28 protein-coding genes and 1 pseudogene are annotated in these 21,746 nt (G+C 63.4%); 9 read left to right on the top strand and 20 right to left on the bottom strand.

The annotated features are described in order from the left end of the window. Positions 1-505 precede the first annotated feature (505 nt). The gene (locus IE126_RS23995; protein WP_119136624.1) at positions 506-928 is read right to left on the bottom strand and encodes an antirestriction protein; all 423 of its coding nucleotides are present in this window, start codon (positions 926-928) and stop codon (positions 506-508) included. Positions 929-1,094: 166 nt separating this feature from the next. On the opposite strand from IE126_RS23995, the gene IE126_RS24000 reads away from it, so the two are divergent. Then, positions 1,095-1,385 (top strand): hypothetical protein, encoded by a 291-nt coding sequence (locus IE126_RS24000; protein WP_119136625.1) that lies wholly within the window; start codon positions 1,095-1,097, stop codon positions 1,383-1,385. Positions 1,386-1,405: 20 nt separating this feature from the next. Here the strand turns inward: IE126_RS24000 and IE126_RS24005 are convergent, their stop codons facing one another. The 10 genes from IE126_RS24005 to IE126_RS24050 all read right to left on the bottom strand — a co-directional run bounded on the left by IE126_RS24005 (position 1,406) and on the right by IE126_RS24050 (position 6,364). Further along, positions 1,406-1,825 (bottom strand): hypothetical protein, encoded by a 420-nt coding sequence (locus IE126_RS24005; protein WP_229825866.1) that lies wholly within the window; start codon positions 1,823-1,825, stop codon positions 1,406-1,408. Further along, positions 1,815-2,069, bottom strand: a complete 255-nt coding sequence (locus IE126_RS24010) for a type II toxin-antitoxin system prevent-host-death family antitoxin (protein ID WP_119136626.1) — start codon at positions 2,067-2,069, stop codon at positions 1,815-1,817. The genes IE126_RS24005 and IE126_RS24010 overlap by 11 nt, the downstream gene beginning before the upstream one ends. A gap of 72 nt (positions 2,070-2,141) precedes the next feature. Continuing rightward, a complete protein-coding gene (locus IE126_RS24015) occupies positions 2,142-2,786 on the bottom strand; it encodes an antitoxin of toxin-antitoxin stability system (RefSeq protein ID WP_189382740.1) in 645 nt (214 codons plus the stop codon). A gap of 63 nt (positions 2,787-2,849) precedes the next feature. After that, on the bottom strand, positions 2,850-3,413 hold the full coding sequence (locus tag IE126_RS24020) for a hypothetical protein (protein ID WP_119136628.1): 564 nt from the start codon (positions 3,411-3,413) through the stop codon (positions 2,850-2,852). Positions 3,414-3,539: 126 nt separating this feature from the next. After that, positions 3,540-4,418: a DUF7007 domain-containing protein gene (locus tag IE126_RS24025; RefSeq protein ID WP_189382742.1), complete on the bottom strand. Its 879-nt coding sequence runs from the start codon at positions 4,416-4,418 to the stop codon at positions 3,540-3,542. After that, positions 4,415-4,852, bottom strand: coding sequence for a hypothetical protein (locus IE126_RS24030; protein ID WP_189382744.1), 438 nt, complete (start codon positions 4,850-4,852; stop codon positions 4,415-4,417). Before IE126_RS24030 ends, IE126_RS24025 begins: the two co-directional genes overlap by 4 nt. 71 nt (positions 4,853-4,923) lie before the next feature. Beyond that, positions 4,924-5,130, bottom strand: coding sequence for a hypothetical protein (locus IE126_RS24035; protein ID WP_189382746.1), 207 nt, complete (start codon positions 5,128-5,130; stop codon positions 4,924-4,926). A 1-nt stretch (position 5,131) separates the two neighbouring features. After that, the gene (locus IE126_RS24040) at positions 5,132-5,509 is read right to left on the bottom strand and encodes a DUF6915 family protein (RefSeq protein ID WP_189382748.1); all 378 of its coding nucleotides are present in this window, start codon (positions 5,507-5,509) and stop codon (positions 5,132-5,134) included. A gap of 10 nt (positions 5,510-5,519) precedes the next feature. Then, positions 5,520-6,014 (bottom strand): DUF6878 family protein, encoded by a 495-nt coding sequence (locus IE126_RS24045; protein ID WP_189382750.1) that lies wholly within the window; start codon positions 6,012-6,014, stop codon positions 5,520-5,522. A 185-nt stretch (positions 6,015-6,199) separates the two neighbouring features. Further along, positions 6,200-6,364, bottom strand: coding sequence for a hypothetical protein (locus IE126_RS24050; protein WP_168775702.1), 165 nt, complete (start codon positions 6,362-6,364; stop codon positions 6,200-6,202). Between the two features lie 556 nt (positions 6,365-6,920). Here IE126_RS24050 and IE126_RS24055 point away from each other — a divergent pair. Beyond that, positions 6,921-8,774: a type II toxin-antitoxin system HipA family toxin gene (locus tag IE126_RS24055; protein WP_189382752.1), complete on the top strand. Its 1,854-nt coding sequence runs from the start codon at positions 6,921-6,923 to the stop codon at positions 8,772-8,774. A 104-nt stretch (positions 8,775-8,878) separates the two neighbouring features. On the opposite strand, the gene IE126_RS24060 is transcribed toward IE126_RS24055, so the two are convergent. Then, entirely contained in the window at positions 8,879-9,202 is a 324-nt protein-coding gene (locus IE126_RS24060; protein WP_189382753.1) for a DUF736 domain-containing protein, read from the bottom strand. A gap of 702 nt (positions 9,203-9,904) precedes the next feature. On the opposite strand from IE126_RS24060, the gene IE126_RS24065 reads away from it, so the two are divergent. After that, positions 9,905-10,132 (top strand): hypothetical protein, encoded by a 228-nt coding sequence (locus IE126_RS24065; protein WP_189382755.1) that lies wholly within the window; start codon positions 9,905-9,907, stop codon positions 10,130-10,132. Between the two features lie 62 nt (positions 10,133-10,194). Here IE126_RS24065 and IE126_RS24070 read toward each other — a convergent pair whose 3' ends face one another. The 3 genes and pseudogenes from IE126_RS24070 to IE126_RS24080 form a co-directional block, all read right to left on the bottom strand. After that, complete coding sequence (locus IE126_RS24070) at positions 10,195-12,333, bottom strand: ParB/RepB/Spo0J family partition protein (protein ID WP_189382757.1); 2,139 nt, start codon at positions 12,331-12,333, stop codon at positions 10,195-10,197. Between the two features lie 113 nt (positions 12,334-12,446). Then, positions 12,447-12,937 (bottom strand): annotated as a pseudogene (locus IE126_RS26440) (JAB domain-containing protein). Between the two features lie 136 nt (positions 12,938-13,073). Further along, positions 13,074-14,273, bottom strand: a complete 1,200-nt coding sequence (locus IE126_RS24080; RefSeq protein ID WP_189382759.1) for a DUF932 domain-containing protein — start codon at positions 14,271-14,273, stop codon at positions 13,074-13,076. Positions 14,274-14,963: 690 nt separating this feature from the next. Between IE126_RS24080 and IE126_RS24085 the strand changes: the two genes are divergently transcribed. The 6 genes from IE126_RS24085 (at position 14,964) to IE126_RS24110 (ending at position 18,333) form a co-directional block, all read left to right on the top strand. Next, on the top strand, positions 14,964-15,500 hold the full coding sequence (locus tag IE126_RS24085) for a dihydrofolate reductase family protein (protein WP_189382760.1): 537 nt from the start codon (positions 14,964-14,966) through the stop codon (positions 15,498-15,500). Further along, the gene (locus IE126_RS24090; protein ID WP_189382761.1) at positions 15,497-16,060 is read left to right on the top strand and encodes a TetR/AcrR family transcriptional regulator; all 564 of its coding nucleotides are present in this window, start codon (positions 15,497-15,499) and stop codon (positions 16,058-16,060) included. Before IE126_RS24085 ends, IE126_RS24090 begins: the two co-directional genes overlap by 4 nt. Before the next feature lie 335 nt (positions 16,061-16,395). Next, positions 16,396-16,686: an ArsR/SmtB family transcription factor gene (locus tag IE126_RS24095; protein ID WP_189382762.1), complete on the top strand. Its 291-nt coding sequence runs from the start codon at positions 16,396-16,398 to the stop codon at positions 16,684-16,686. Beyond that, positions 16,683-17,681, top strand: a complete 999-nt coding sequence (locus IE126_RS24100; protein ID WP_189382763.1) for a permease — start codon at positions 16,683-16,685, stop codon at positions 17,679-17,681. Before IE126_RS24095 ends, IE126_RS24100 begins: the two co-directional genes overlap by 4 nt. Positions 17,682-17,695: 14 nt before the next feature. Beyond that, entirely contained in the window at positions 17,696-17,923 is a 228-nt protein-coding gene (locus tag IE126_RS24105; protein ID WP_189382765.1) for a thioredoxin family protein, read from the top strand. Beyond that, on the top strand, positions 17,923-18,333 hold the full coding sequence (locus IE126_RS24110; RefSeq protein WP_229825868.1) for an OsmC family protein: 411 nt from the start codon (positions 17,923-17,925) through the stop codon (positions 18,331-18,333). The genes IE126_RS24105 and IE126_RS24110 overlap by 1 nt, the downstream gene beginning before the upstream one ends. Here the strand turns inward: IE126_RS24110 and arsH are convergent. From arsH to IE126_RS24135, 5 genes are all read right to left on the bottom strand, one after another. Beyond that, the gene (arsH, locus tag IE126_RS24115; protein ID WP_407646093.1) at positions 18,319-19,035 is read right to left on the bottom strand and encodes an arsenical resistance protein ArsH; all 717 of its coding nucleotides are present in this window, start codon (positions 19,033-19,035) and stop codon (positions 18,319-18,321) included. The genes IE126_RS24110 and arsH overlap by 15 nt on opposite strands. Continuing rightward, positions 19,028-19,456: an arsenate reductase (glutaredoxin) gene (gene arsC, locus IE126_RS24120; protein ID WP_189382769.1), complete on the bottom strand. Its 429-nt coding sequence runs from the start codon at positions 19,454-19,456 to the stop codon at positions 19,028-19,030. The genes arsH and arsC overlap by 8 nt, the downstream gene beginning before the upstream one ends. Continuing rightward, positions 19,453-20,466: an ACR3 family arsenite efflux transporter gene (arsB, locus tag IE126_RS24125; RefSeq protein WP_189382771.1), complete on the bottom strand. Its 1,014-nt coding sequence runs from the start codon at positions 20,464-20,466 to the stop codon at positions 19,453-19,455. The genes arsC and arsB overlap by 4 nt, the downstream gene beginning before the upstream one ends. Beyond that, the gene (locus tag IE126_RS24130; RefSeq protein WP_229825869.1) at positions 20,463-20,783 is read right to left on the bottom strand and encodes an ArsR/SmtB family transcription factor; all 321 of its coding nucleotides are present in this window, start codon (positions 20,781-20,783) and stop codon (positions 20,463-20,465) included. Before IE126_RS24130 ends, arsB begins: the two co-directional genes overlap by 4 nt. Positions 20,784-21,071: 288 nt before the next feature. Continuing rightward, positions 21,072-21,236, bottom strand: a complete 165-nt coding sequence (locus tag IE126_RS24135) for a hypothetical protein (protein ID WP_007803240.1) — start codon at positions 21,234-21,236, stop codon at positions 21,072-21,074. Between the last annotated feature and the right edge of the window lie 510 nt (positions 21,237-21,746).

Below are 21,746 nucleotides of genomic sequence, written 5' to 3' on the forward strand. Positions count from 1 at the left end.
AGTATCCATTATATGCCGTCCTCTCCGTTTTGTGGCTCTGAACACCACAATCTTGGCACATCGCGATGCCGTTTGGGGAGGGCGGCAACCATTCCATCTGCCCTGCTGTCTCGCGGCATTCGCCGCCCCCTTGGTTTCTGGTCTGCCCGCAGAGGGCAGAGCAACAGACGATCCTCGAATGACGCGGCCGCGATTGGGCCAAGATGCTGGCCCATCCAGGCTGCGGTCTCCTGTTCCCCCGATCAATTCGGTGAGAAACAGACGGCACGGAGTATGCCCTGGTCCCCTGCCCTACTCACTGCTGCGCCGATGTTCGCTTGGCAATGGTGGGTCAAAAGCCGGGGACGTCGTGCCGTGAAACAGCCGACGACACGGGACAGTGCGTCTGCGCCGAATGTCCAGCCTGAGCCAGTTGTATCCGCGAAATGCAAACACCCCCCCCGACGAAACCGCCGAAGGGTGCCACAGAATTGCGAGGTGCCAGTCAGATCGGCGCCGCCCAGTGTCAGTCGATCGCCTTGAAGATCTCGCCCACCTCGGGATGCTCGCCCGCGAACTCGTAAAGCCGCATATAGGCTTCCGACAGCTGATCGGCTTCGTGCCGGAACGACAGATGCGACAGGGCAAAGAGAGTGGCGATGACCCCGGCAGCCTCTGCCGAAACCTCGCCCATATAGCCGTTGGTCTCGCAGAAGATGCGGAAGCGCTTATCGGCGGCGGGCGACAGGAACAGGGGCCGGCCATCCCGCTCGTGAAAATGCCAGAGGCCGCCGGTGTAGTCATCCGGGGCCAGCCAGGACATGAACTGATAGACGGCCCGCTCACCGATCAGCATCAGCGCGGGGCTGAAGAGGGCGGGCAGGAAGGCCATGCGGCGCGCTTCGGGCACGAGGGTCGCGGGTTTCAGGGTGGAGGCAGCGTCGGTCATCGGAAATCCTCTTGATCAGGGGTGAAAGACACGTACTGGCGGCTCTCTCGACCCGCCCGAACGCCCCGGATTTCCGACCCAACTCTCGCTCTTTCACGGGCGTGGAGTTGACTTTGTTCCCTATATGTTCTATACTGAGGGCTACGATCCGCATGGGAGACCCATCATGGATGCTGCCCCTTTCGCCCTGCCCGCCACCGAACGCCAGATCGCCTATGCGCGGTCGCTGGCGCTTCGGAACCAGAGCCTTCTGCCTTGGGAGGTCCAACAGGACCGCCGCTTGCTCAGCGCCTGGATCGAGGCGCAGGCGAAGCTGAAACCCTCCGACTCTGGCCAGCCGACGTCGAAGCAGGTGGCCTTTGCCGAGCGGCTCGCGCGGATCAAGCGCCGCGCGGTGCCGGATGAATGCTTCCGCGACCGCGCGCTGATGTCGAAGTGGATCGACGGGAACCGGTGAGGTCAGTAGACCTCCACCGATTACTTCATGCGATCCACGAGCTTTGCTGCCCCGGCCCTGGCAAGCGCCAGGAGCGTGGCGCGAATCTTGGCCGTGAAGGCCGGGCTAAATGCGCCAAGCGGCTTGCGATCATCCCAGACATAGGAGCGTTCGACGATGTCGGTGCTGACCTCGTCAAGCATGATCCATTTGCGCACATAGGCTTCCAGAGCGACGCGCCGCGACTCGATTTCCGGCACTTCGATGGCGTGGCGCGCGGGCTGCGGCGGCTGCGTCGTGATCGGCAGGATGAAGACCACGGTCTCGCCATCCTGCCTCGCGACAGTCACCGCGATGCAAACGAGACGCTTCTTGCGACCTTCGGTTTCGCCGGAGAGTTCTTCCCGCTTCCAGAGGAACGGGTAGCGGAACACCTCGCCGGGGCTGGGCCTATTCGCCATCCTGGTTCATGTCCTGCTCCAGCCCTTCAATCATCAAGGCCTTCAAATCGTCAGGCATCTCATCCAGCATGTGAACCTGCTGGGTCGCACCCCGGGCGAGCTGTTGGTATTGATCCATACTCATCAGCACGAATTTCGGCTTGCGATGCTTGGTGATGGCAATCGGCGACCGGATCGCCGCATCGAACAGCTCGCTGGTGTGCCGCGTCAGGTCTGCAGCCTTGAACTCGGGAAGCTCATGCATACCGGGACCTCCATTTGTCCAGAATATACAGATATTCTGGATATTCCGCAAGAGCGACGGAGCGGCCCGCCTCTATCCGAACTGCCGCCCCTCCTCGGTGAAGGTGTAGCCGTTGATCAACAGCATCTCATCGACCGACTCGTCTGAGGTCAGATGGTCGTATTCCTGTTCCAGCTGGCGATAGAGCCAGTTGGCCAGATCGCGCAGCGCTTCGGTGACAACGGACTCGGCATCCCCGGCGATCTCCTGTGCAACCGGACTGTTGCGGCATACCTCGATGGCCATGCTGTAGGCATGGCAATAGGTGCCACGATGGGCGACCTCGGCGTGAAGCTGGTAGAAGTTCTGCCGCTGTGCCGCCTGCAGTCGTTCGGCGATGCCATGAAGGATCTTATCTTGAGGCGCATAGGCACGGAGATCGGCAGCCGCAGACTTCCGGTAAGACCAGAAGCCCTCCCAGGCAGCGCCGTCACCCTGGGACGAGAAGCCGGTGAACCAGATGCAGGGGTCCTGGCGTATCCGCCCGCCAACCAAACGGACGGTGCGGGTTCTCACTCGGATGCCGAGGATTTCCGCGATGCGCTGGAAATCCTCGTAGACGGCGTCGTACCAGTCATGGTCGAAGCCGCCCTCGCGATACCAGGCACGGGCCTTGTCCTTCGCACCTTGATCAAGTTCATCGAGGCGGTAGACGGTGGTGGTGATCAGTGCCGGCATAAGAAAAGCCCTCTTTGGCGCGACGCGGTGGCGGAAACGGGGTAAAGTCCGGAAAGGAGAAGGTCAGATGGCATGCGCGTGGCCCATGAGGCTCCGGGCGAGGTCGCGCCAGAAGGGATCGACGAGACGGCCTTCCAGCGCACGTGCCCGAACGATCAGCGCATCCGCCCCAGTCGGATTTCCGGCGCCCACCGCCGCCCGTGCCTCGGACCGCAGGTGGCACGCCTCGCTGACCACGCTCCGCGCCTCAGCATCACTGGCCACTGGCGTGTACCAGGCGATCCCGTCCGCCTTCACCTCGCCCGCCAGCACGAGGTAGTGGTCGGCATCGAGGACAGTGACAAACTGCGGCACCATCCGCAGATCGGGGTCGCGATCCGCAGCGATCAGACCGGACGCGACGGAAGTAGCGGCTTTGGCCATCGCGGATGCGAGGTCGCCGAAGGTGCCGAGTTCCACGTCGCGCTCGAAGCGCAGCTGATCGAGCGCCGGGGCGTCCCAATGCGCGCGGCACTGGCAGCTGACCCGCAGCGGCAGGCGGGTCGCGAGGCGCAACTGGGCCAAGGCCCCACCAACGAAGATGTCGCGCGGGCCGCGGAAGGCGGTCTGGGAAATGGGGGCGGTCATCAGGGTCACTCCGCGACGGGCGGCGGGAGACCTCCTCCCACCTGTTGACCCGTCACGGACCCTATCCCCCCGCCTCTGCCTCTGGCGGGTGTCCGACCGCACACCAGGCACCCGCCTTCCGGTTCGTCACCCCCCTGCCCTGCCCCGCCAGCCGATGAAGCTCGACCGGCCGTCATAGACGACATGGCGCGCTTCATCGATGACGAAGCCGAAGCGGCCGACCTTGCAATCCCCGGAGCGGACAAGGAAGCGGCGCTCTTCGGCTTGGGGATCCCGACGCCCGCCACGCGTGGCGACGACTTCGGTGAAACCGGGCTGCTGGTCCGAATAGATCGCCGAGATCACCACCCAGTTTTCCGCATGGTCGCGGGCGAAAGCCTCGCCGTCACGCACATGGGACTCGCCGGGCTTGAGCTTTCGCCCATGGATCGCCTCCCAGGCATCCGGCCAGCTGTTCCGCAGGGTTTCTTCGGCCTGCCGCCGCTCGAACCCTGTGAAGAGGTCGGGCCAGGCGACAGCCACGGCCGCCCAGGCGGAGTCTTCCTCGTACCAGCCGCCAGGCTCGCGCAGGAGCGGAGGAACCTTTGCATTGCGATCCGCTGCAAGTTGGAAGCCGCCATGACCGGAGGTAGTGTGAAACACCACGCCCTCGCCATAGCGGACCGCTCCCTGCGACGGTCCCCAGGGCGTGTTGGCGTGGGCGCGGAACTCCCGACGACCAAGGGTGGCCTTCTCGCCCTGATGTTCGGCCTGTTCTTCGACAAAGGCGCGGAACGCGGCCTCATCGGCGAGATCACCGCCATGGCCGTAGAAATCGGACCGTTTCCAGTCCGACAGCGGTTTCGTCAGCCGCCAGCCGCTGCCGAGGAAATGGCCACCCTTGGCTTTGGGGATCATGGCATAGGCGGCATCGCCGATGCAGGCGACTGCAAAACCGGCGGTACTGCGACCGAATTCCGGGACGGGGAAGGAAGCGGGCGTTGGGGTGGCAACGGCAGTGTTCATGCGACCAGCGCCTCCACCGCGTCCACGTCGTCGCCGTTCAGGGCGGCGGTCAGCCATTCATGGGTGCTTACCCAGCCGATGCTCTTGCGGGCGCTGAGGTCGATGACATGGGCGCCGCCACCAAATGCCTCAAGCCTCGGCCGGGAACAGGAGTGGGAGTAGTCGAAGCCCCAGAGGCCGGTGAGGTCGAGATCCTCCGCAAGACGCAGCACGAAGCGGATGACGCCTTCGACGTCACCCTGCCCGTCGTCATGGAACCAGAGGTCGGAGCTGCCCGGGCCATCCTGCAGTGACAGCGCAAAGCCCGAGAACTCCGGATCGTCCGAGGCCTCGTCTTCCTCACGCAAGCGCAGGAAAAGATCGAGCGCAGAGATGGCCTTTTCGGGAGTGCCTGCATCTAGGGTGCAGGAGAATTGTGTGAAATAATCAGCCACGATAGGCTCCTTTCAGGATGAGAAACCCGGTCCAGAGGACCGGGTCGGGATGGGGTGCGGTGGGGAGGAGATCAGCCCACTTCCGAGGGTTGAGGGCGTTCGGCTGCGGCCTGCGCCGCGGCATGGGCTTGCAGCATCTCGCGGTAGTAACGCTTGCGCGCCTCGCGCCAGCTGCGGACCGCGAGCGTGTCGGGATGCAGCCGACGGAGCGCCGTGCGCAGGACGGTGAGGTTCGACGCCTGCGGCGGCACGCCAAGGTGCAGATAGGCCCGGCTCATCTCAGCGGATCTCCAGCACGGGCAGTGCCAAGTGCGGATCGACCTCGGCCTCGATCTTCTGGGTCCGGCCCATCCAGGGTTCTGCCCGGATCGATCGCGCCCAGTCGGCAAAGCTCGGAATGAAACCCAGATCCTCGCGGACATGCTGCTCGCCCACCCAACGGGTCGGGATAACCCGGCCGGTGGACAGGGTCAGGGTCTTGCCGTGGATCTGCTCCAACAGGAAAATCCCCTCGGCATGATGACGCAGCGCCCGATGCCGGAAGTCCGCCAGGATGAGTTTCGAGGCGTCGAAAAACTCGTGAAGGGCGAGATAGTCCTCGACCGAGCCGCCCCATTTCTTCACCGAGGAGAGCGCGTGGTGGTATGGATGTGCCATCGCCGCCCCCTCAGAAATCATGGGTGTAGAGTTCGGACGAGGTGAACCGTTCGTTGAACTCGAGGTGGATGGTCCGGGCGCGGGCATCGACGCAGAACTCGCCATAGGCGCCGTCGTTATCCTGCCAGCCGGAGTGGGTGTCAGAGAGAAGGTCGTAGACCAGTTCCTCGACGGCACCTTCGAGCGTCAGACGGCGTTCGGTCGGTGCCCCAGACTGCCAGTCGATGCCGGCAAAGGTGATCTGAGTGGCGGGCAGCTTGACGCTGGCATCAAGGTCGCTGCGGGCGTCGATGCTTTCGATCTGCCCGCTGTCGCCCGACCCGTCGAAGCTGACGAGGACATGGGCGATGCCGACGAGGCGCAGCCCGTCGAACAGAACCTCCTTGTTCCTTGCGTGCAGAGCCACTTCGGCAGCCTCACGTTCGGCCTGTTCGGCCATGATCCGCGCCAGGTCTGGCGCGATCTCGGCGGCAGCCGCAGCGCGGCCGGGAAGGTGAATTGTCATGTCGGGATCTCCGGGAGAGCGGATGAAGGGCAAGCCCGCCGCTGCTCTCTCTTCCCCGGCGGGCTCTCCCTGCCCGCCCCCGTCTCGACCTCTCCCTTGCCGGACCCGTCGGTTCGGCGCCGCTTCCCCCGAACGGGCGCGCTGGAGGGGCGCGGCCCGGAAGGGGAGTGAGGCGCTTGCGCGCCTCATTGCCAGGGATCTATTTCCAGGGCGACGAGCGCCTCGTCGCCATCGTATTCATCGGACGGCATCGCGCCGTGCGTGCCGTCCCCGGCCTGAAACACGGTGATCGCGACCATCAGCGTGGCGGCGAGGCTGGCGGCGTAAGCGGTGGCATCCTTCTTGGACATGGGGTCGGCACCTGTCTTCCTGGGGGCGGAGGACCATCCCCCGCGCTGACCAGGCGCCCGAAGTGTCTGACCGGATCTGCAATCACCCTCGTGCGTTCGACTCGTTCGAATCCGCGAGGGCGGCACGCTCGCGTAGCCGACCCCTCTGGGGTTGAGTGTCAAAGAGACGGATCAGACCAAGGACAGCGAATGGAAGCGGGGGATGGGGCTTTGACCCGGGGACTGGACCCCCTGCCCCGACTGTGGATGCCCACCGCTCGCCAGCCTTGATGCCATGCGGGTCACCTGCGATCAGCACGGTTCAGGCCGGGAAGGAATGGCAGCGTGCTGCCGCAGTTGATGAATACGGGCGGGCCAGCCCGCCACCTGGAAATCCCTGGCACGAGGTCGAAGCGCCGAACCCTTCGGCACCGCGTTCCCTCCGGCCTGACCGGGATGTGCAATGTGTCGTCCAGCTTGCGGCTTTGGAACTATCGCGCATGTGAGATGCGAGATAATTCTTGTCTTTGATACCTGACTGTGGAATTTTCACGCATCTGAAATGCGGGAAAATCCTATGGCGATCCATCTGGTTGGCGAGACGCTCGATGCCAAGAGCGCCCATCTGCGCGCTCAGGCCGGCGACATCGTTCAACTGGTCCGCGGCGTCTACGTGGACCACGACGTCGATGTTGACACCGCCGTCATGAGCCATGCGGTCCGCATCGCGCACTATCTGTATCCTAACGCCTACCTGTCCTCGGCGAGCGCGGCCCTCTTGGCACCAACGCCGGATGGCCGGCTGTTCGTCAGCGGCCGACGCAACCAGCGCACACGACTTCGCGGGCTCGAGATAGTGCAGAACGAGGCACCTTCGCATCCCTCGACTGCTTTGGCGATCATCGGCGATGACATGGGGGAGCTACGCATCCCTGTCTCTTCACCTCGCCAGCGGTTCCTCGAAGCCTTCCGGCTGCGCAGCGAACATGCCGGCGCCATCACCGCCGAGATGCGGGCGCAGATGGCAGCGCGCCTCATCGACGAACATGGCGCTCCAAGGGAGGCTGCCGATGCGGTTTGGGCGCTGGCCCGCGAAAACGCCTGGTATCGTGAAGGTGAGGGGGCCGAGCGCTATCTGCTCGCCCAGCCCGGAGCTGCCAAACCCGCGGCCAACAAGGCAGCACTTGACCTTCAGGTCGCCTGGCATGGCGAACCGCTTGGACGACTGGCCCATGACGGTTTCGAATGGCGCTGGAAGCCGGCCCGGCGCACGGGACCTGTGCTTGTCCGCGAAACCACGCCGGGGAAACTCCCCGCTTTCATCGAGTCCCTGCTGCCGGAAGGCTGGCTCGCCCAAGTGCTGAAAGAGCGTGATGACCGCGAGGCGCTGCGCCGCGGACAGCGCTATATGTCGAACATCACGGTCGTTCCGGCAGGCGAGGACGCATCGAAACTGCCGCCGGACATCCTTGCAACCCCGCTGAGCGACTACGTCAAAGCGGGACAGTTCAACGGTTCCTATAAGGGCCCGACGCGTGGCGTCCTCGAAGAGAGTTTCGAGCAGAACCTTGCGAAGATCTACGCTCGGGCGGAGACGCCACGTCTGTCCGGCGTTCAGATCAAGGCCCCCATGTACCTTGCGGCCAACGGAGCCCTTTTGCCCGCCATCGATCTACCCTTCACGCACATCCTGAAACCCGCGGGAACAGCCGGGTTTGAGCTGCTGCCGGTCGTGGAATGGCTCTGCCTGGAACTTGGTCGGGCGGCAGGTTTCGCGGTGGCCGAGGTGGCGCTGGTTGCGATGCCGGATGGCATGTCGCCGGCCCTTGTCGTGGAGCGGTTCGACATTCGCCGCGGCGTGGAGGATCAGCGCCGTTTCGTCCTCGAAGACTTCTGTTCGGTTCTCGATCTGCCTGCTTCAGCGAAATACGATGGCACGATAGAGCGCATGGCGCGTGGTCTGCGACCCTTGTCGACCGATCCGATGGCTGACCTCGAGAACCTCTTCCGCCGCGCCGTCTTCGCTTGGCTGATTGCAGACGGCGACATGCATCTCAAGAATGTTGCGCTGCTGAAGATTGCCGACGCCAGCGCAAAGACCTTCACGTCGGTCCGGTTCGCGCCGCTCTATGACGCAGTGACGACGCGGGTCTTCCCTGGCCTCAGCGGCGACCGCATGGCGCTGAAGCTGAACGGCAAGGACGACAGGCTGACGCGAGGCGACTTCATGACGCTGGCCAGGACGATCGGCCTGCAACAGAGTTCTGCAGAGGCCGCCATCGCCGAGCTTACGACAAGCCTCAGGACGGCGGTCGAGGCAGTTCGCCTGCCGGCCTTTGCCGCCGCAACTGCTTCTGCGCGGATCCTCCAAGACCAGGTGCTTGGAATAGCCAGTGAGCGCTCTGCGGCGCTCGCCAAGGATGCCGGATAGGTCCGCGCGCGACCTGACGGCGCCGTTCGGCAGCAGATCGGGTCTTGCCTGCAAAGACCGCGCCATCGGCCCCGGTCTTTCGACCGGGGCCTTTGTCTTGGCGATCAGTCGCCGCGGCGGGTGTTGGGGCGGGACCAGATGAGGCTCGCGCCCTCGCCGTCTTCGTCATCGAAGAGGTTGGCGTAGATCGGTGCCGCGAAGCTCGGATCGTCCAGCTTCAGGCCCAGGTATGCGCGGCCCTCGTTCGATTTCTTCGTCCAGGCGGCGCCGATCTCGGCGCGGCCGACCAGGACCCGGTGGGAGGGGGCGTTCTCGCCCGAGGCCCGCAGGTCGGAGACGAGGCGCACGCCCTTGGCCTGCAGGCTGAGGGTGAAGATTTCGCCGGTGTATTCGGTGCCGGTCTTCTTGAAGGTGCCGATGGTCGCCATGGTCTTTCTCCGTTTTCTCTGTGATCCAAGCTCGCGTCCTTGCGGCCTCGATGGCGATCGACGGCCCGGAGGCGACCGATGGCGCACCCTCCGTCTCGGAGGGCTGGACAGCACAGGAGGAACTTTCTTGCCGCGCGAGGAATGGCGGCTCTGCCGACAGGGGAAGAAAGTTGTGACGACGCTGTTGCGCCTAAGCGGTCGAGACGAAGACGTCCTTCGGGCAGATCAGCCCATCAACAGAGGCCGTTTGGACGCGGTCTGGGACAGACGGGGGAGAGGAGATCAAGGCGACCCTGAAGGCCCGTCAGGAGAGACAGGACTGGCACCACAGGCGATGAGAACCAACGCAGACCGCCAGGCCTGCGTGCGCTTCCCCTGCCCTGCTGCCTCGCGACATTCGTCATTCCTCCGGGTTCAGGTCTGCCCACCGTTGGCAGAGCAAGAACTCGATACTCGAACGAGCTGGCCGCGATTGGGCCAAGATGCTGACCGATCAGGGCTGCGGTCGCCACCACTTCCGCCCAACTCGGGGGCACACCAACGGCGGGACATGTGCCCTGGTCGCCCTGCCCCACTCACCGCCGCGCCGATGATCGCCCAGCAAAGGCCTGTCGAAAACCGGGGCCGCGGCATCCTCACCCGAGCTTGAACGAAACAAGAACCCACCCTATGCTACCTCTACATTTTGTGAAGCGGGACAGCATGACTCCATATCGTGATTGGGACCAGGATTCCGGCATCCGAGCCTATGAGATTGGCTCGACGCATATGGATGTCGCCTTCAAAGACGGTGCGGTCTACCGCTACACATCGCGGTCGGCCGGGCAAGCCAATATCGACCGGATGATCGTGCTGGCGCGGGCGGGAGATGGGCTGAACCAGTTCATCAATCGGGCCGTTAAGACGCGCTACGCCGAACGGCTGGCATGAAGCATTCGCTCTCGATCCGCCCGCATGAAAAAACGGGGTGACCGAAGCCACCCCGTTCCAGGTCATTCTGCCGCGATCAGGTGCCGACGCTTCTCCTCGTCTTCGGGATGCGCCTCGTCGTCTTCCGTGAGGAAGGCGGGAAGCTCATCGCTGCCGACGTCCTGCACCGGAGCGGCAGCCGCATCGGGGTCGTCCAGCCGCAGCGGCTCGGGCAGCCAGCCGGAGCCGTCGAGGAGCCGTTCAGCCTCACGCGCCATGTCGCCCTTCTTCAGGTGGTCGATCAACTGCGCCGCACTTTCGCCCACCCCTTCGCGCACGGCTTCCAGGATGCGGCTCTTGGTGACGCGGCCGAGGTAGTTGGCGACCGTCGGCTTCCAGCCCGCCTCGACGAGATCGAGCCCCGTGGTACGGGCCAGACGATCCGCCTCGCGCAGACGGCGATCGAGACCGTGCTGGCTGATCCCCATGCCGCTGTAGGGGTTGGGACGCTCGTAGAGCGCGTTCACCCCGAAGCTGAGGCAATGGGCGAGGAGCGCCTGCCGGCTCGCCTCATCCAGCGCATGCAGCCAGTTCCAGAGCACATCATCCCCCTGCCCCAGCGGCATGTCCGCCTTCCAACCGGCGTGGCGGGTGTCGATGTTCTGGGCCGGAAAGCTGTCGGCAAGATCTGCGGACTGCACGGCCAAGTGGATGTCGCGCACATTGGCTTCAAGCGCGGCCCCGGAGGCGCGAGAGACGAAGCAATCCGTTACCAACTTGTGCAGAAGCGCCGTCATCGCGATGCGCGGGTTGTTGGCGACGGCATCGCGCAGCGCCAGGGTGCGATGTGCGGTCAGTTCGATGACGAGACGCTCCGGCAGCGGCTTGATCGTATCGCCTTCGTCCTCATCCTCCTCCAGCGGGCGCGTTTCACCAGCCATGCTGATCACCGGAGCAGGGCGTTCGCCGGTCCCGGGGTCCATCGGCTCGGTGCCATCCGCGCCAACGTCACCCGCATCGCCCAGCGGCTCTACGCGCGCTTCATCCTCGGGCCGAACAAACCCGCGTTCAACCAGCAAACTGCCGCCGCTGTCGATGCTGACGAAGGCCCCTGCACTGCCGATCTGATCGGGATCGAAGGCCATCCGGCGGCTATCAAAGGCGCTGAGCTGACGTTCGATTTCGCCCAAGCGCTGATCGACCTCTTCGGGCAGGTCCTCGGCCTCGGCATATTCGGCCTCCAGCCGGTCGTATTCGTCACGCAGCGCCTCTCGGGTTGCCCGCTCCTCGTTCGTCAGATCGACCGTGGTGCCCAGGAGTTCGCGCAGGCCCATGGTGTGTCCATAGAGAAAGCCCACGGCGACCTCGATCCATTTCCAGCCCTCGCCAGCGATGGCCTCGGCTTCCGCCTTCAGCTTCTCGCCAACAAGGCGTTCAAGCAGCACAGAGTCTTGCAGCCAACCACCATCATCCTGCTGGAAGAGGTCGCGCAGGACGAAGCCGCCCGCGGCCTCATAGGCATCGAGCCCGAGGAACCGGGCGCGCTTGTCAGAGGCCCGCACAGACCCTTCCGTCAGCATGCGGCGGATCTGGTAGGGTTCTTTCGACCAGGAATTTTTTACCGCCTCCCAGACCTGCGCTTGACGTGCGTGATCGCTGGAGACGGTGAACGCCATCAGCTGTTCCAGCGTCATCTCATCGGCGGCGTAGACTTCGAGGAGCACCGGCGCGACGGCGACGAGGCGCAGGCGCTGCTTCACCACCTTGGCATCGATGAAGAAGGCCGCCGCGATGGCTTCTTCGGTCATGCCCTTCTCGCGCATCGCCTGGAAGGCGCGGAACTGGTCCAGAGGATGCAGCGGCGACCGCTCGATGTTCTCGGCCAGTGAGACTTCATCGATCAGCACGCCATCATCGGCGGAGCTGACGATGCAGGGCACCGGGGCCGATTTGGCCAGGCGCTTTTGCTTCACCAGCAGTTCCAGCGCGCGGTAACGGCGGCCGCCAGCGGGCACTTCGAACTTGCCGGTCTCGGCCCCATCTTCGCCGATGACCGGACGGACGTGCAGGCTCTGGATCAGCCCGCGGCGGGCGATGGATTCGGCCAGTTCGCCGACCGAGATACCGGCTTTCACGCGCCGGACGTTGGACTGGCTCAGAACCAGGTTGTGGAAGGGGATATCCCGCGAGGACGCGAGGGTGATTTTCTGCATATTGGTCATCGGACCGATCTCCCGACGGGCGCCGAGTGCCTCTCTCTCGACTTCCAACCCGTCGAAAACCCCCTGCCCTTCTCTCCCTCTGACCCACGCGGCCGCTGCGCCAGGGCCGGTCATCAGAAATCCCCCCGACCGCGCAGGCTGACTTCCCGGCCTGCCCCGACGATGATGTGGTCATGCAAGATGAGACCGAGGGCCTGACAGGTCTTCTGAACCTCCTTCGTCATGGCAATATCGGCCTCCGACGGCTCGGGATCACCCGAGGGATGATTGTTGTGAACCAGGATCAAAGCCGAGGCATTGAGATCCAATGCGCGCCTGACGACCTCGCGCGGATAGACCGGCACATGATCGACGGTGCCGGTGCCAAGACGTTCGTCGGAGATGAGCCGGTTCTTGCGGTCGAGGTACAGGACGTGAAACCGCTCGACCTCGCCAACAACCGACAAGGCACAATAGCCCAGGAGGTCAGGACTGGGTTGCGGTTGATGTGGCGCGACAGAATTTCGCGCGCGGCAAAGATCGTGACCTGTTCCGAAGCGGTCAGTTCGATCCGACCGGTGCGGCGCGGCGGGAATGCGGTGGTGTGTTCAGTGAAGCGTGTCATGGAATGCTCATGAGCTGATCCCATGCAACTTCAGCTTGCCACAGCGTACTGCAGTGGCAGAAGTGCCGGGAAGGGAGGGACGGAGGGGGGGCGGGTTGACAGAGGGCCGAGACGGCCCCCTGCCCCGGCACAAAGATCAGCCGACGCGGTCGAGCAGCTTCTTGGCGCGGCCTTCCATGTCGAGACGGGCATCCTGCTGGGTCTTGTCGCGCGCAAGCCGCGTGATGCCCTGCACGAAGTCAAAGATACTTTCCGGTGGGCGGCCCTCTTCCATCAGCACCTTCTCGATGATCTTGCTGGACTCGGCTTTCGAGAAGCCGCGTTTCCTCAGGAAGTTGTCCCGGTCCTCATCCGTCCGCGCCACGATCTGCTGCCGCGCGGCCTTGATGCCATTCACGAAGCCCTGCGGCGAGGAATTGGCAAACCGCGTCAGCGCCGGGGCCGCCTCATGGGCAAAGCGGGAGGCCGCATACTTCGAGTGGCGGATGGTGATTTCCTGAAACTCTTCCTGCCCCCAAATGTTCCGGTTCTGGCACACAGCCCGCAGGTAGAAGCTCGCCATGCCGAGGGTCTTCGCCCCAACCTCGGAATTCCAGCAATAGAAGCCCCGGAAGTAGAGGTCCGGCGAGCCGTCGGGCAGCCGGCCCGCCTCAATCGGGTTGTGATCGTCGACCAGGAACAGGAAGACGTCGCGGTCCGAGGCATAGAGCGTGGTCGTGTCGCGGCTGATCTCGACATCGGGGTTGTAGACCCCGGTCGACCAGTCGAGCACGCCCGGCACTTTCCAGCGCGTATCGCCGGTGCCATTGCCCGCGATGCGCTGCACGGCCTCGACCAGTTCATGGTCATGGATGCGGCCATAGTCGGGGCCGGTGACCGCGCGAAGTTCGATGCGGCCGTCCTCGGTCTCGAAGGTCTTCAGCTGCTCGGCACGGTGATTGTTGAGGCCATACTGCAGGTTGATCCCCGCCAGCGGCGCGGGCAGCTGCCGCAGGTAGGAGGCCGGAGCGCCAACGATGCTGGCGAGCTGACCGAAGGCCCAGTGCGTGGGTGCGACGGGTTCATGCGCTTTCGGCAGGACTAGGTGCAGCCGCTCGGCACTGTCGCGCGTGGCTTCGACCCGGATATCGGCCGTCTCCACCACGCGCGACCGGCTCCGCTCGGACCGCCTCTTCACCGAGGCCCAAAGGTCATCGAGCGAAAGATACCGCTCGTCATCCGGCCGGTTGAACCATTCGGACGACACCCGCCCGTTCCGCTCACCCCGATTCACATCCACTTTCCAACCACCTGCCCGCGCTGGCTGAACCGGATCCAGAACTTCCACTACGCTCATCGGCTATCTCCCGTGACAGGCGCCGGGAGCCACTCTCCCAACCCTCAACCCATCACCGGGAAACCGGCACAACTCTTAACTCTTTTCGGAATCCATCCGGGGACGTGCTCAGCGAAGGCGGTTACCCCTCCTCACGATCCCGGGACTATCATGTAACGTCAAACAGACGTGGGAACAGGACATCATGTGTCTTGCTGGGAAAGCGAAGCATCAAGGCACCACGCGGTGTCTCAGAACGGGATCATCCTCACCAGACGAAGTTCGTGGATGAAGCCGAAAATGTGTGCTGCGCCTCGAAAGCGCGTCTCTCCACAACCAATCCGACACATGCGTGCAGCGATGCCCCGCGCGGCATCAAACCGACTGCGACGAGAAGCGTGACCCGGATGAGTGACAATGGTCCCAACCAGTAGGGAAAACGAGCTTGACCCAAACACCCAATTAGAGAAGCAGACATTCACGAGGCTGGCCATCGCTGCGCCACAGTTTCTGCGAACCGGCCCTTCGCGGCAAGGTGAAGCATGTTCTTCCTGCATGAGTTCCACTGTCCGGACCATTCTACCGTTCACTTTCGGCGCCGGATCCACTCGACCGCAGGCGAAAGGTCAGCCTGCCAACGTTGGGACACTGGCCTTGACACGAGGGGCGCACGCCGGCATTTATTATACTATATATAAATAAAGGTGTGAAATGATCACAGGACATGTTTTCATCGCCACCAGTCTGGACGGCTTCATCGCTCGAAGCGACGGCGATATCGCCTGGCTTCTGGAGCGTGACAACCCCGATGAAGACCATGGATACGATGCCTTCATTGCGGATATCGACATCATTCTGATGGGCCGCGGAACGTTCGAGAAAATGCGAGCCGCAAGACCCTGGCCCTACACCCGTCCTGTGGTTGTCCTGTCGTCTACCATGGCCCAGTCCGATCTGACGCACGACCTGCTCGAAAAGGTCCGAGTCGCGAACAAAGCACCCGAAGAGGCGATGCGAATGCTGGAGATTGAAGGACATCGAAAGGTTTACGTCGATGGCGGCCTTCTCATTCAGTCCTTTCTTCGGGCTGGCTTGATCGCCGATATGGTGATCACGAGCGTTCCGGTGCTCCTTGGTGAAGGACGCCGGTTGTTCGGCAAGATCGGCTCGGACATTTCGCTTCGCCTCGAAGGAACGAAAAGCTTTCCCTCCGGACTTGTCCAGTCCCGCTACCGGGTCGAAACATGAAGCGGCCCCGGGGTCGACCGCCCCGGGCGGAAGCTCCTGTCTCGCGCGACGACATCGTTGAGGCCGCCCTCGATCTTCTGGATCGCGAGGGGGCGAACGCCCTCACGATGCGGGCCCTCGCTGAGCGTCTCGGCATCAACCCGATGACGATCCATCATCACTTCGGCGGACGAGATGGGTTGATCGGCGCAATATCGGACGTGGCTTATACACAGGTCACGGCACCAGTGGACGGCACTCCAATCGATCGGATTTCTGGTCTCCTGAAGGCCTACCATGCGCAGGTGCTCCGCCACCCGGCACTGACCATGTTGATCTTCAGCCGACCGATAGTTTTTCCGCAGCAGGCAGACCGGATCACTAAAGAGATCTCTGCACTTCTGGCCGAAATCGGCCTGCCAACTCACAGGACGGAGCCGTGGCGGGACATACTTGTGGACTTCACCCATGGCGCTGCGTTGGCGACTGCGATGAATGGTCGAGGCTTGAACTGTGCTTCTTCCGAAGATCAGGGGTTCACCATCGCACTCGGAGAACTTTTAGTGAGCCTAAGCCGATGAGAAAAGCCGGGCGGTAAGGGCTCGAAGCTGTCATGCGGCGACGTAGCGACCAAGACCGTCGGCGATCGCCAGGCGTACCGTCAAGTCCGGGCCGAAGCGGACATTCAATCATGACTTTTGCTGGAGGGGCAGAGCAACTTTTCGGTCGTCGCGGCTGCATTATAAGGGGGCGGCTCTGGCTTAGTTACAGAACGCTCCGAAGTAAATCATACGTTAGAAACGAACGGCGTTAATCGACAATTGTCGCCGCGCCATGATCGAGTCGCGCGGTTGTCATAGATCAAGGCGTCGACCCCCTGCTCATGCGCAGATGCGCATGAAGGGGAGTGTGCGAGATGATCATAGCCGTTCTGTCTGCCTTGGCCGAACCGACCCGCCTAGAAGCTTTGCGCCTTCTGGCGGACGGCTCGGAACACTGTGTCTGCGAGCTGATGCGGAAGTTGGGAGCCACCCAAAGCCGGATGTCGCGGCACATGCAGGTGCTGAAGCAGGCAGGGCTTGTGGTGGATCGGCGCGATGCTCAGTGGGTGCGCTACCGGATCAATCCGGACCTGTCGCCACGGCTTGTCCGTTTGCTCGAAGTGACACTGGAGCGACAGGTCATCGTCATGGAGCCCGTCGCATGAGTGTCTTCGGCTGGCTGAACGACCAGTTGCTGCGGATGACCTGGCTCAACGATCTGGTGGGCGCCGGCGTTGCGGCTGTCGGTCTGGACCCCGCCTCGCGGCTTGGCGGGTCGGTGCAGTTCTTCGCCTATGACGTGATCAAGATCTTCATCCTGCTCTCGGTGCTGATCTTCGCCATCTCGTATGTCCAAAGCCATTTCCCACCTGAACGGACGCGCGCCATGCTGGGTGGCAGGTCGGGCCTTGGCGCCAACACGCTCGCGGCGCTGCTGGGTACGCTGACGCCGTTCTGTTCCTGCTCGTCGATCCCCTTGTTCATTGGCTTCACCGCCACTGGCCTGCCGCTGGCGGTGACCTTCTCGTTCCTGATCTCCTCGCCGCTGGTGGACCTCGCCTCAGTCATCCTGCTGGCCTCGATCTTCAGCTGGCCGATTGCCCTTGCCTATGTGGCAGTGGGGCTTGTGGTGGCCATCGTGGGCGGGACGATCATCGGACGCCTGGGGATGGAGGGTCAGGTGGCGGATTTCGTCCGGAACGTACCTGTGGCGGGCGAGGCTGCAACGATGACACAGGGTGAGCGTCTGACTTTCGCAAAGGATCAGGTAGTCGAAGTCGTCCACCGCGTCTGGCCCTACGTGCTGATCGGCGTCGGCATCGGCGCCGCGATCCACAATTGGGTGCCTGCCGAGATGATCTCTGCCCTCTTGGGTCAGGACAAGTGGTGGTCAGTCCCCGTGGCGGTGTTTGTGGGGATCCCGATGTATGCGGACATTTTCGGCACCTTGCCGATTGCAGAGGCGCTGGTCGGCAAGGGTGTGGGCCTTGGCACGGTGTTGGCCTTCATGATGGCTGTGACGGCCTTGTCGTTGCCCTCGCTCATCATGCTCAAGCGGGTGGTGAAGATGCCGCTCCTCGTCACCTTCACCGGCGTCGTGACCGTCGGCATCCTCGCGATTGGCCTGATCTTCAACGCGATTTCCAACTGGTTCATCTGAGAAAGGACTACACCATGATCATCAAGATCCTCGGCTCTGGCTGCAAGAAATGCGTGGCCCTGGGCGAAAACGCCAAGGCTGCCGCCGCGGCGGCGGGCAAGGAGGCCGAGATCGTCAAGGTCATCGACTTCGCCGAAATTGCAGCCTATGGCGTGATGTCGACGCCGGGACTTGTGGTGGATGAAAAGGTCGTCTCGACCGGCAAGGTGCTCAGTGCCGAAGAGATCGGAAAGCTAATCTGATGGAATACCGCGTCCACGCCCGCCGCATTGACGCCCATGGCAGCCTCGCCGTAGCCAGGGAGGCCGAGATCACGCTTGATACCGATCTGGCGGGGCGGCGCGATGCGATGAACCCGGTTGAACTGCTGTTGTCAGCGCTTGCCGCTTGCATGCTGAAAGGCATCGAGCGGGTGACGCCGATGCTGCATTTCCAGATCGATGGGGCCGAGGTGCTGCTGGAGGCCGTGCGGCAGGATGCGCCACCGAAGCTGACGCTGATCCGCTACGAGATTGTCGTGGAAAGTTCCGAGACGGATCAGCGCCTTGATCTCCTGCACCGCAACATCCTGAAATACGGAACGATTTCGAACACTTTGTCGTCCGCCGTGCCGCTGGAAGGGACACTTCGCCACGCTTCAGGTCGCGGCTGACAGGTTCACCCGCTTCATCAGCGCATCGGCGGTCTCTTTGCGCTCGGAGTAACGGTCGACGAGGTATTCGGCCCGGTCGCGGGTCAGAAGGGTGAACTTGACCAGTTCCTCCATCACATCGACGATCCTGTCGTAGAGGGGCGATGGGCGCATCCGCCCGGCCTCGTCAAACTCCTGGAATGCCTTGGGGATCGAGGACTGGTTGGGGATCGTCAGCATCCGCATCCAGCGGCCGAGGACGCGCATCTGGTTGACCGCGTTAAAGCTTTGCGAGCCGCCCGAGACTTGCATGACGGCCAGCGTCTTGCCCTGCGTCGGCCGAACCGCGCCCTCGGAGAGCGGGATCCAGTCGATCTGCGTCTTCATCAGCCCGGTCATGGCGCCGTGGCGTTCGGGGCTGGACCAGACCATCCCCTCGCACCAGGTGACCAGATCCCGCAGATCGCGCACCTTCGGATGGCTGGCATCTACGCTGTCATCGACCAGAGGCAGGCCGGAGGGGTTAAAGAACCGGACCTCCGCCCCGAGCCGGCTCAGGATGCGCGCCGCTTCCTCGGCCGCCAGCCGCGAGAAGCTGCGGGTGCGGAGCGAGCCGTAGAGGATCAGGATGCGCGGCGGGTGGGTCGATGACGCGCCGCCGAACAGCCGACAGCGGTCGGTGCCTGGGAGCAGTGCATCGTCGATGTTGGGGGTATCAGACAAGACGGTTTCCTTCGGCATCGATGATAAGCTGCCCGTCCTCCTTGGCCAACGGGCCGGGCGGCAGGCGGTCGAGCAGGTCCAGCACTACCTCGGACGGGCGGCACAGGCGCACCCCCTTGGGTGTGCAGACGATGGGCCGGTTCACGAGGATCGGATGTGCTACCATCGCGTCCAGAAGCTGATCGTCCGTCACACCCTTGGCGGTCAGTCCCAGGTCCTCTGCCGATGTGCGGGCCACGCGCAGCGCCTCGCGCGGGGTGATTCCGGCGGCGGCGAACAGTGCCAGAAGCTGCGGGCGGGTCCAGCCTTCGGTGAGATAGCCGATGACGACTGGCTCGTATCCGGCGGCGCGGATGATCCCGAGGACATTGCGCGAGGTGCCGCAGCCCGGATTGTGGTGGATGACGACGGGAAAGCTCATGTAGGGAATCTTTCTCGGGTGCGGTTGGCGAAGGCGACAAGGGAAAGCATCACCGGCACCTCCACCAGAACGCCCACGACCGTGGCCAGCGCCGCGCCGGAATTGAGGCCGAACAGTCCGATGGCGACCGCCACCGCCAGTTCGAAGAAGTTCGACGTGCCGATCAGCGCGCAGGGAGCCGCCATCTTGTGCGGCAGCCTCCAGACAAAGGCCCAGGCATAGCCAAGCGCGAAGATGCCGTAGGACTGGATGATGATTGGCACCGCGATCAGGGCGATCAGCAAGGGCTGGGCGATGATGACTTGGCCTTGGAATCCGAAGAGCAGGATTACGGTCACAAGCAACCCGACAACCGAGGCAGGCTTGATCCGGGCGGTAAACGTCTCGACTGGCTGGCCCCGCGTGATCAGAGCACGCCGCGTCAGCCAGCCTGCGATCAGCGGAATGACGATGTAGAGGACGACCGACAGGATCAGCGTTTCCCACGGCACGTTGATGTCCGTCACGCCCAGCAGGAAGGCCACGATCGGCGCGAAGGCCACCACCATGATCAGGTCGTTCACGCTGACCTGCACCAGCGTGTAGTTCGGATCGCCCTTTGTCAGTTGCGACCAGACGAACACCATCGCCGTGCAGGGCGCGGCACCCAGCAGGATCAGCCCGGCGATGTATTCCGGCCCTTTGGTCGGGTCGATCAGCCCGGCGAACAGGTGATTGAAGAACAGCACCGCCAGCGCAGCCATGGTGAAGGGCTTGATCAGCCAGTTGATCACCAGGGTGATGACGAGGCCCTTCGGCCGCCGCCCGACCTCCTTGAGCGAACCAAAGTCGATGGCAATCATCATCGGATAGACCATTGCCCAGATCAGCACGGCAACCACAAGGTTGACCGAGGCATATTCGAGACCTGCCAGCACACCGAACAGGCTGGGGGCGAGGTTGCCCAGCACAAGGCCCGCAAGGATGCAGAGGGCGACCCACAGGGTCAGCCAGCGTTCGAAGAGGCTCATTTGGTTTCCTCTGACATGGGAACGCAACAGGCATCGCCGGGGGGCGGTGTCAGGCTGGCGATGAACTCCGCCAGCGGGGCCAGCGCATCGGGGTTCAGCGCATAGCACACGCGCGGCCCGTCGATCTCGCCCGAGATGATCCTCGCCGCCTTGAGGATGCGCAGGTGCTCTGACACCGTGGACTGTGCCAGGCCGACAGCATCCACGATGTCACCGCCGATGCAGCCGGGGGTGGCCAGCAAAAGCCGAAGGATGCGAAGACGGGCCGGATGAGCCAGCGCCTTGGCCAGTTCTGCGAGATGATCGTTCTGAGACACGTTGGCTTCCATAGTGTTCGCAAATCGTCGATAAGCGATTTTACGGTGTGAAGCAAGGTATCGATTCTGGAGCCATATGTTCATGATGGAGCCAATGACAGTCAGTCATGCTGCAACCGTAAGACGATGTATCGAAATGACGGATGGCCGGTTTGCCCTCTGCGCGCCATGATCTGCGCAGAGGGCAGACCGGCATTCCTCAGATCGGCACCTCCTATCACCTGGTCGGCGACAGGCCCGGAGGCGCACCTGCGCCGTGCCGGGCTCTCGGGAAGTGAGGCTAAAGCCTCACCCGAAGGGATCGTATTCCGAGACGATCACGACCTCGTCTCCGTCGATTTCATCGGCGGGGACAGCGCCGAAGGTTCCATCCCCTGCCTGGAAGACGACGATCGAGACCATGAGCGTGGCGGCAAGTGAGGCGGCGAAAGCGTGAGCATCTTTGCGGGACATCAGTTTGGCTCCTGTCTTGGAGGCGGGGGACCATCCCCCGCGCGACAGGGCCCCGCAGGCCCGAAGACTGGCTGACATCACCGGGTGCGTTCGGGCATGCCCCGAATCCACCCGGCGGCACGGGCTCGCCCGTAGTCCGACCCCTCGCGGGTTGATCTCGAAGACGGGATTCGGGGCAAGGAAGGGAATGGCGAGCGGGGGATGGTGCCCCAAACGTCAGGAGCCGATTGTCCTGTTGATGCTCGTAACGCTATCAGCCTCGCGGGCAAGCTCTTGGTTGAAGACCTTCGTATTGGGGGATGTATCCTCTGGCGCCCTGCGGCATCGCGGGACGAGGTTCATTTGGTCGGTGAAAGGCCCGGTCCTTCGGCAGGCCCCCCGCATTCTCTTGGCTCAGGCGGCCAGGTCCGCGCCCCCTTCTATGGTTGCCGCCCGTGATGCAAGTTGCTTTTGACGCTTCCTGAGGTGTGATCGAGTGCGGTCTTCTATCAGGCCTTTTGTGCGGCATTT

Origin of the sequence: Gemmobacter nanjingensis, from assembly GCF_014652195.1 — a bacterium.
Taxonomy (GTDB): Bacteria; Pseudomonadota; Alphaproteobacteria; order Rhodobacterales; family Rhodobacteraceae; genus Gemmobacter; species Gemmobacter caeni.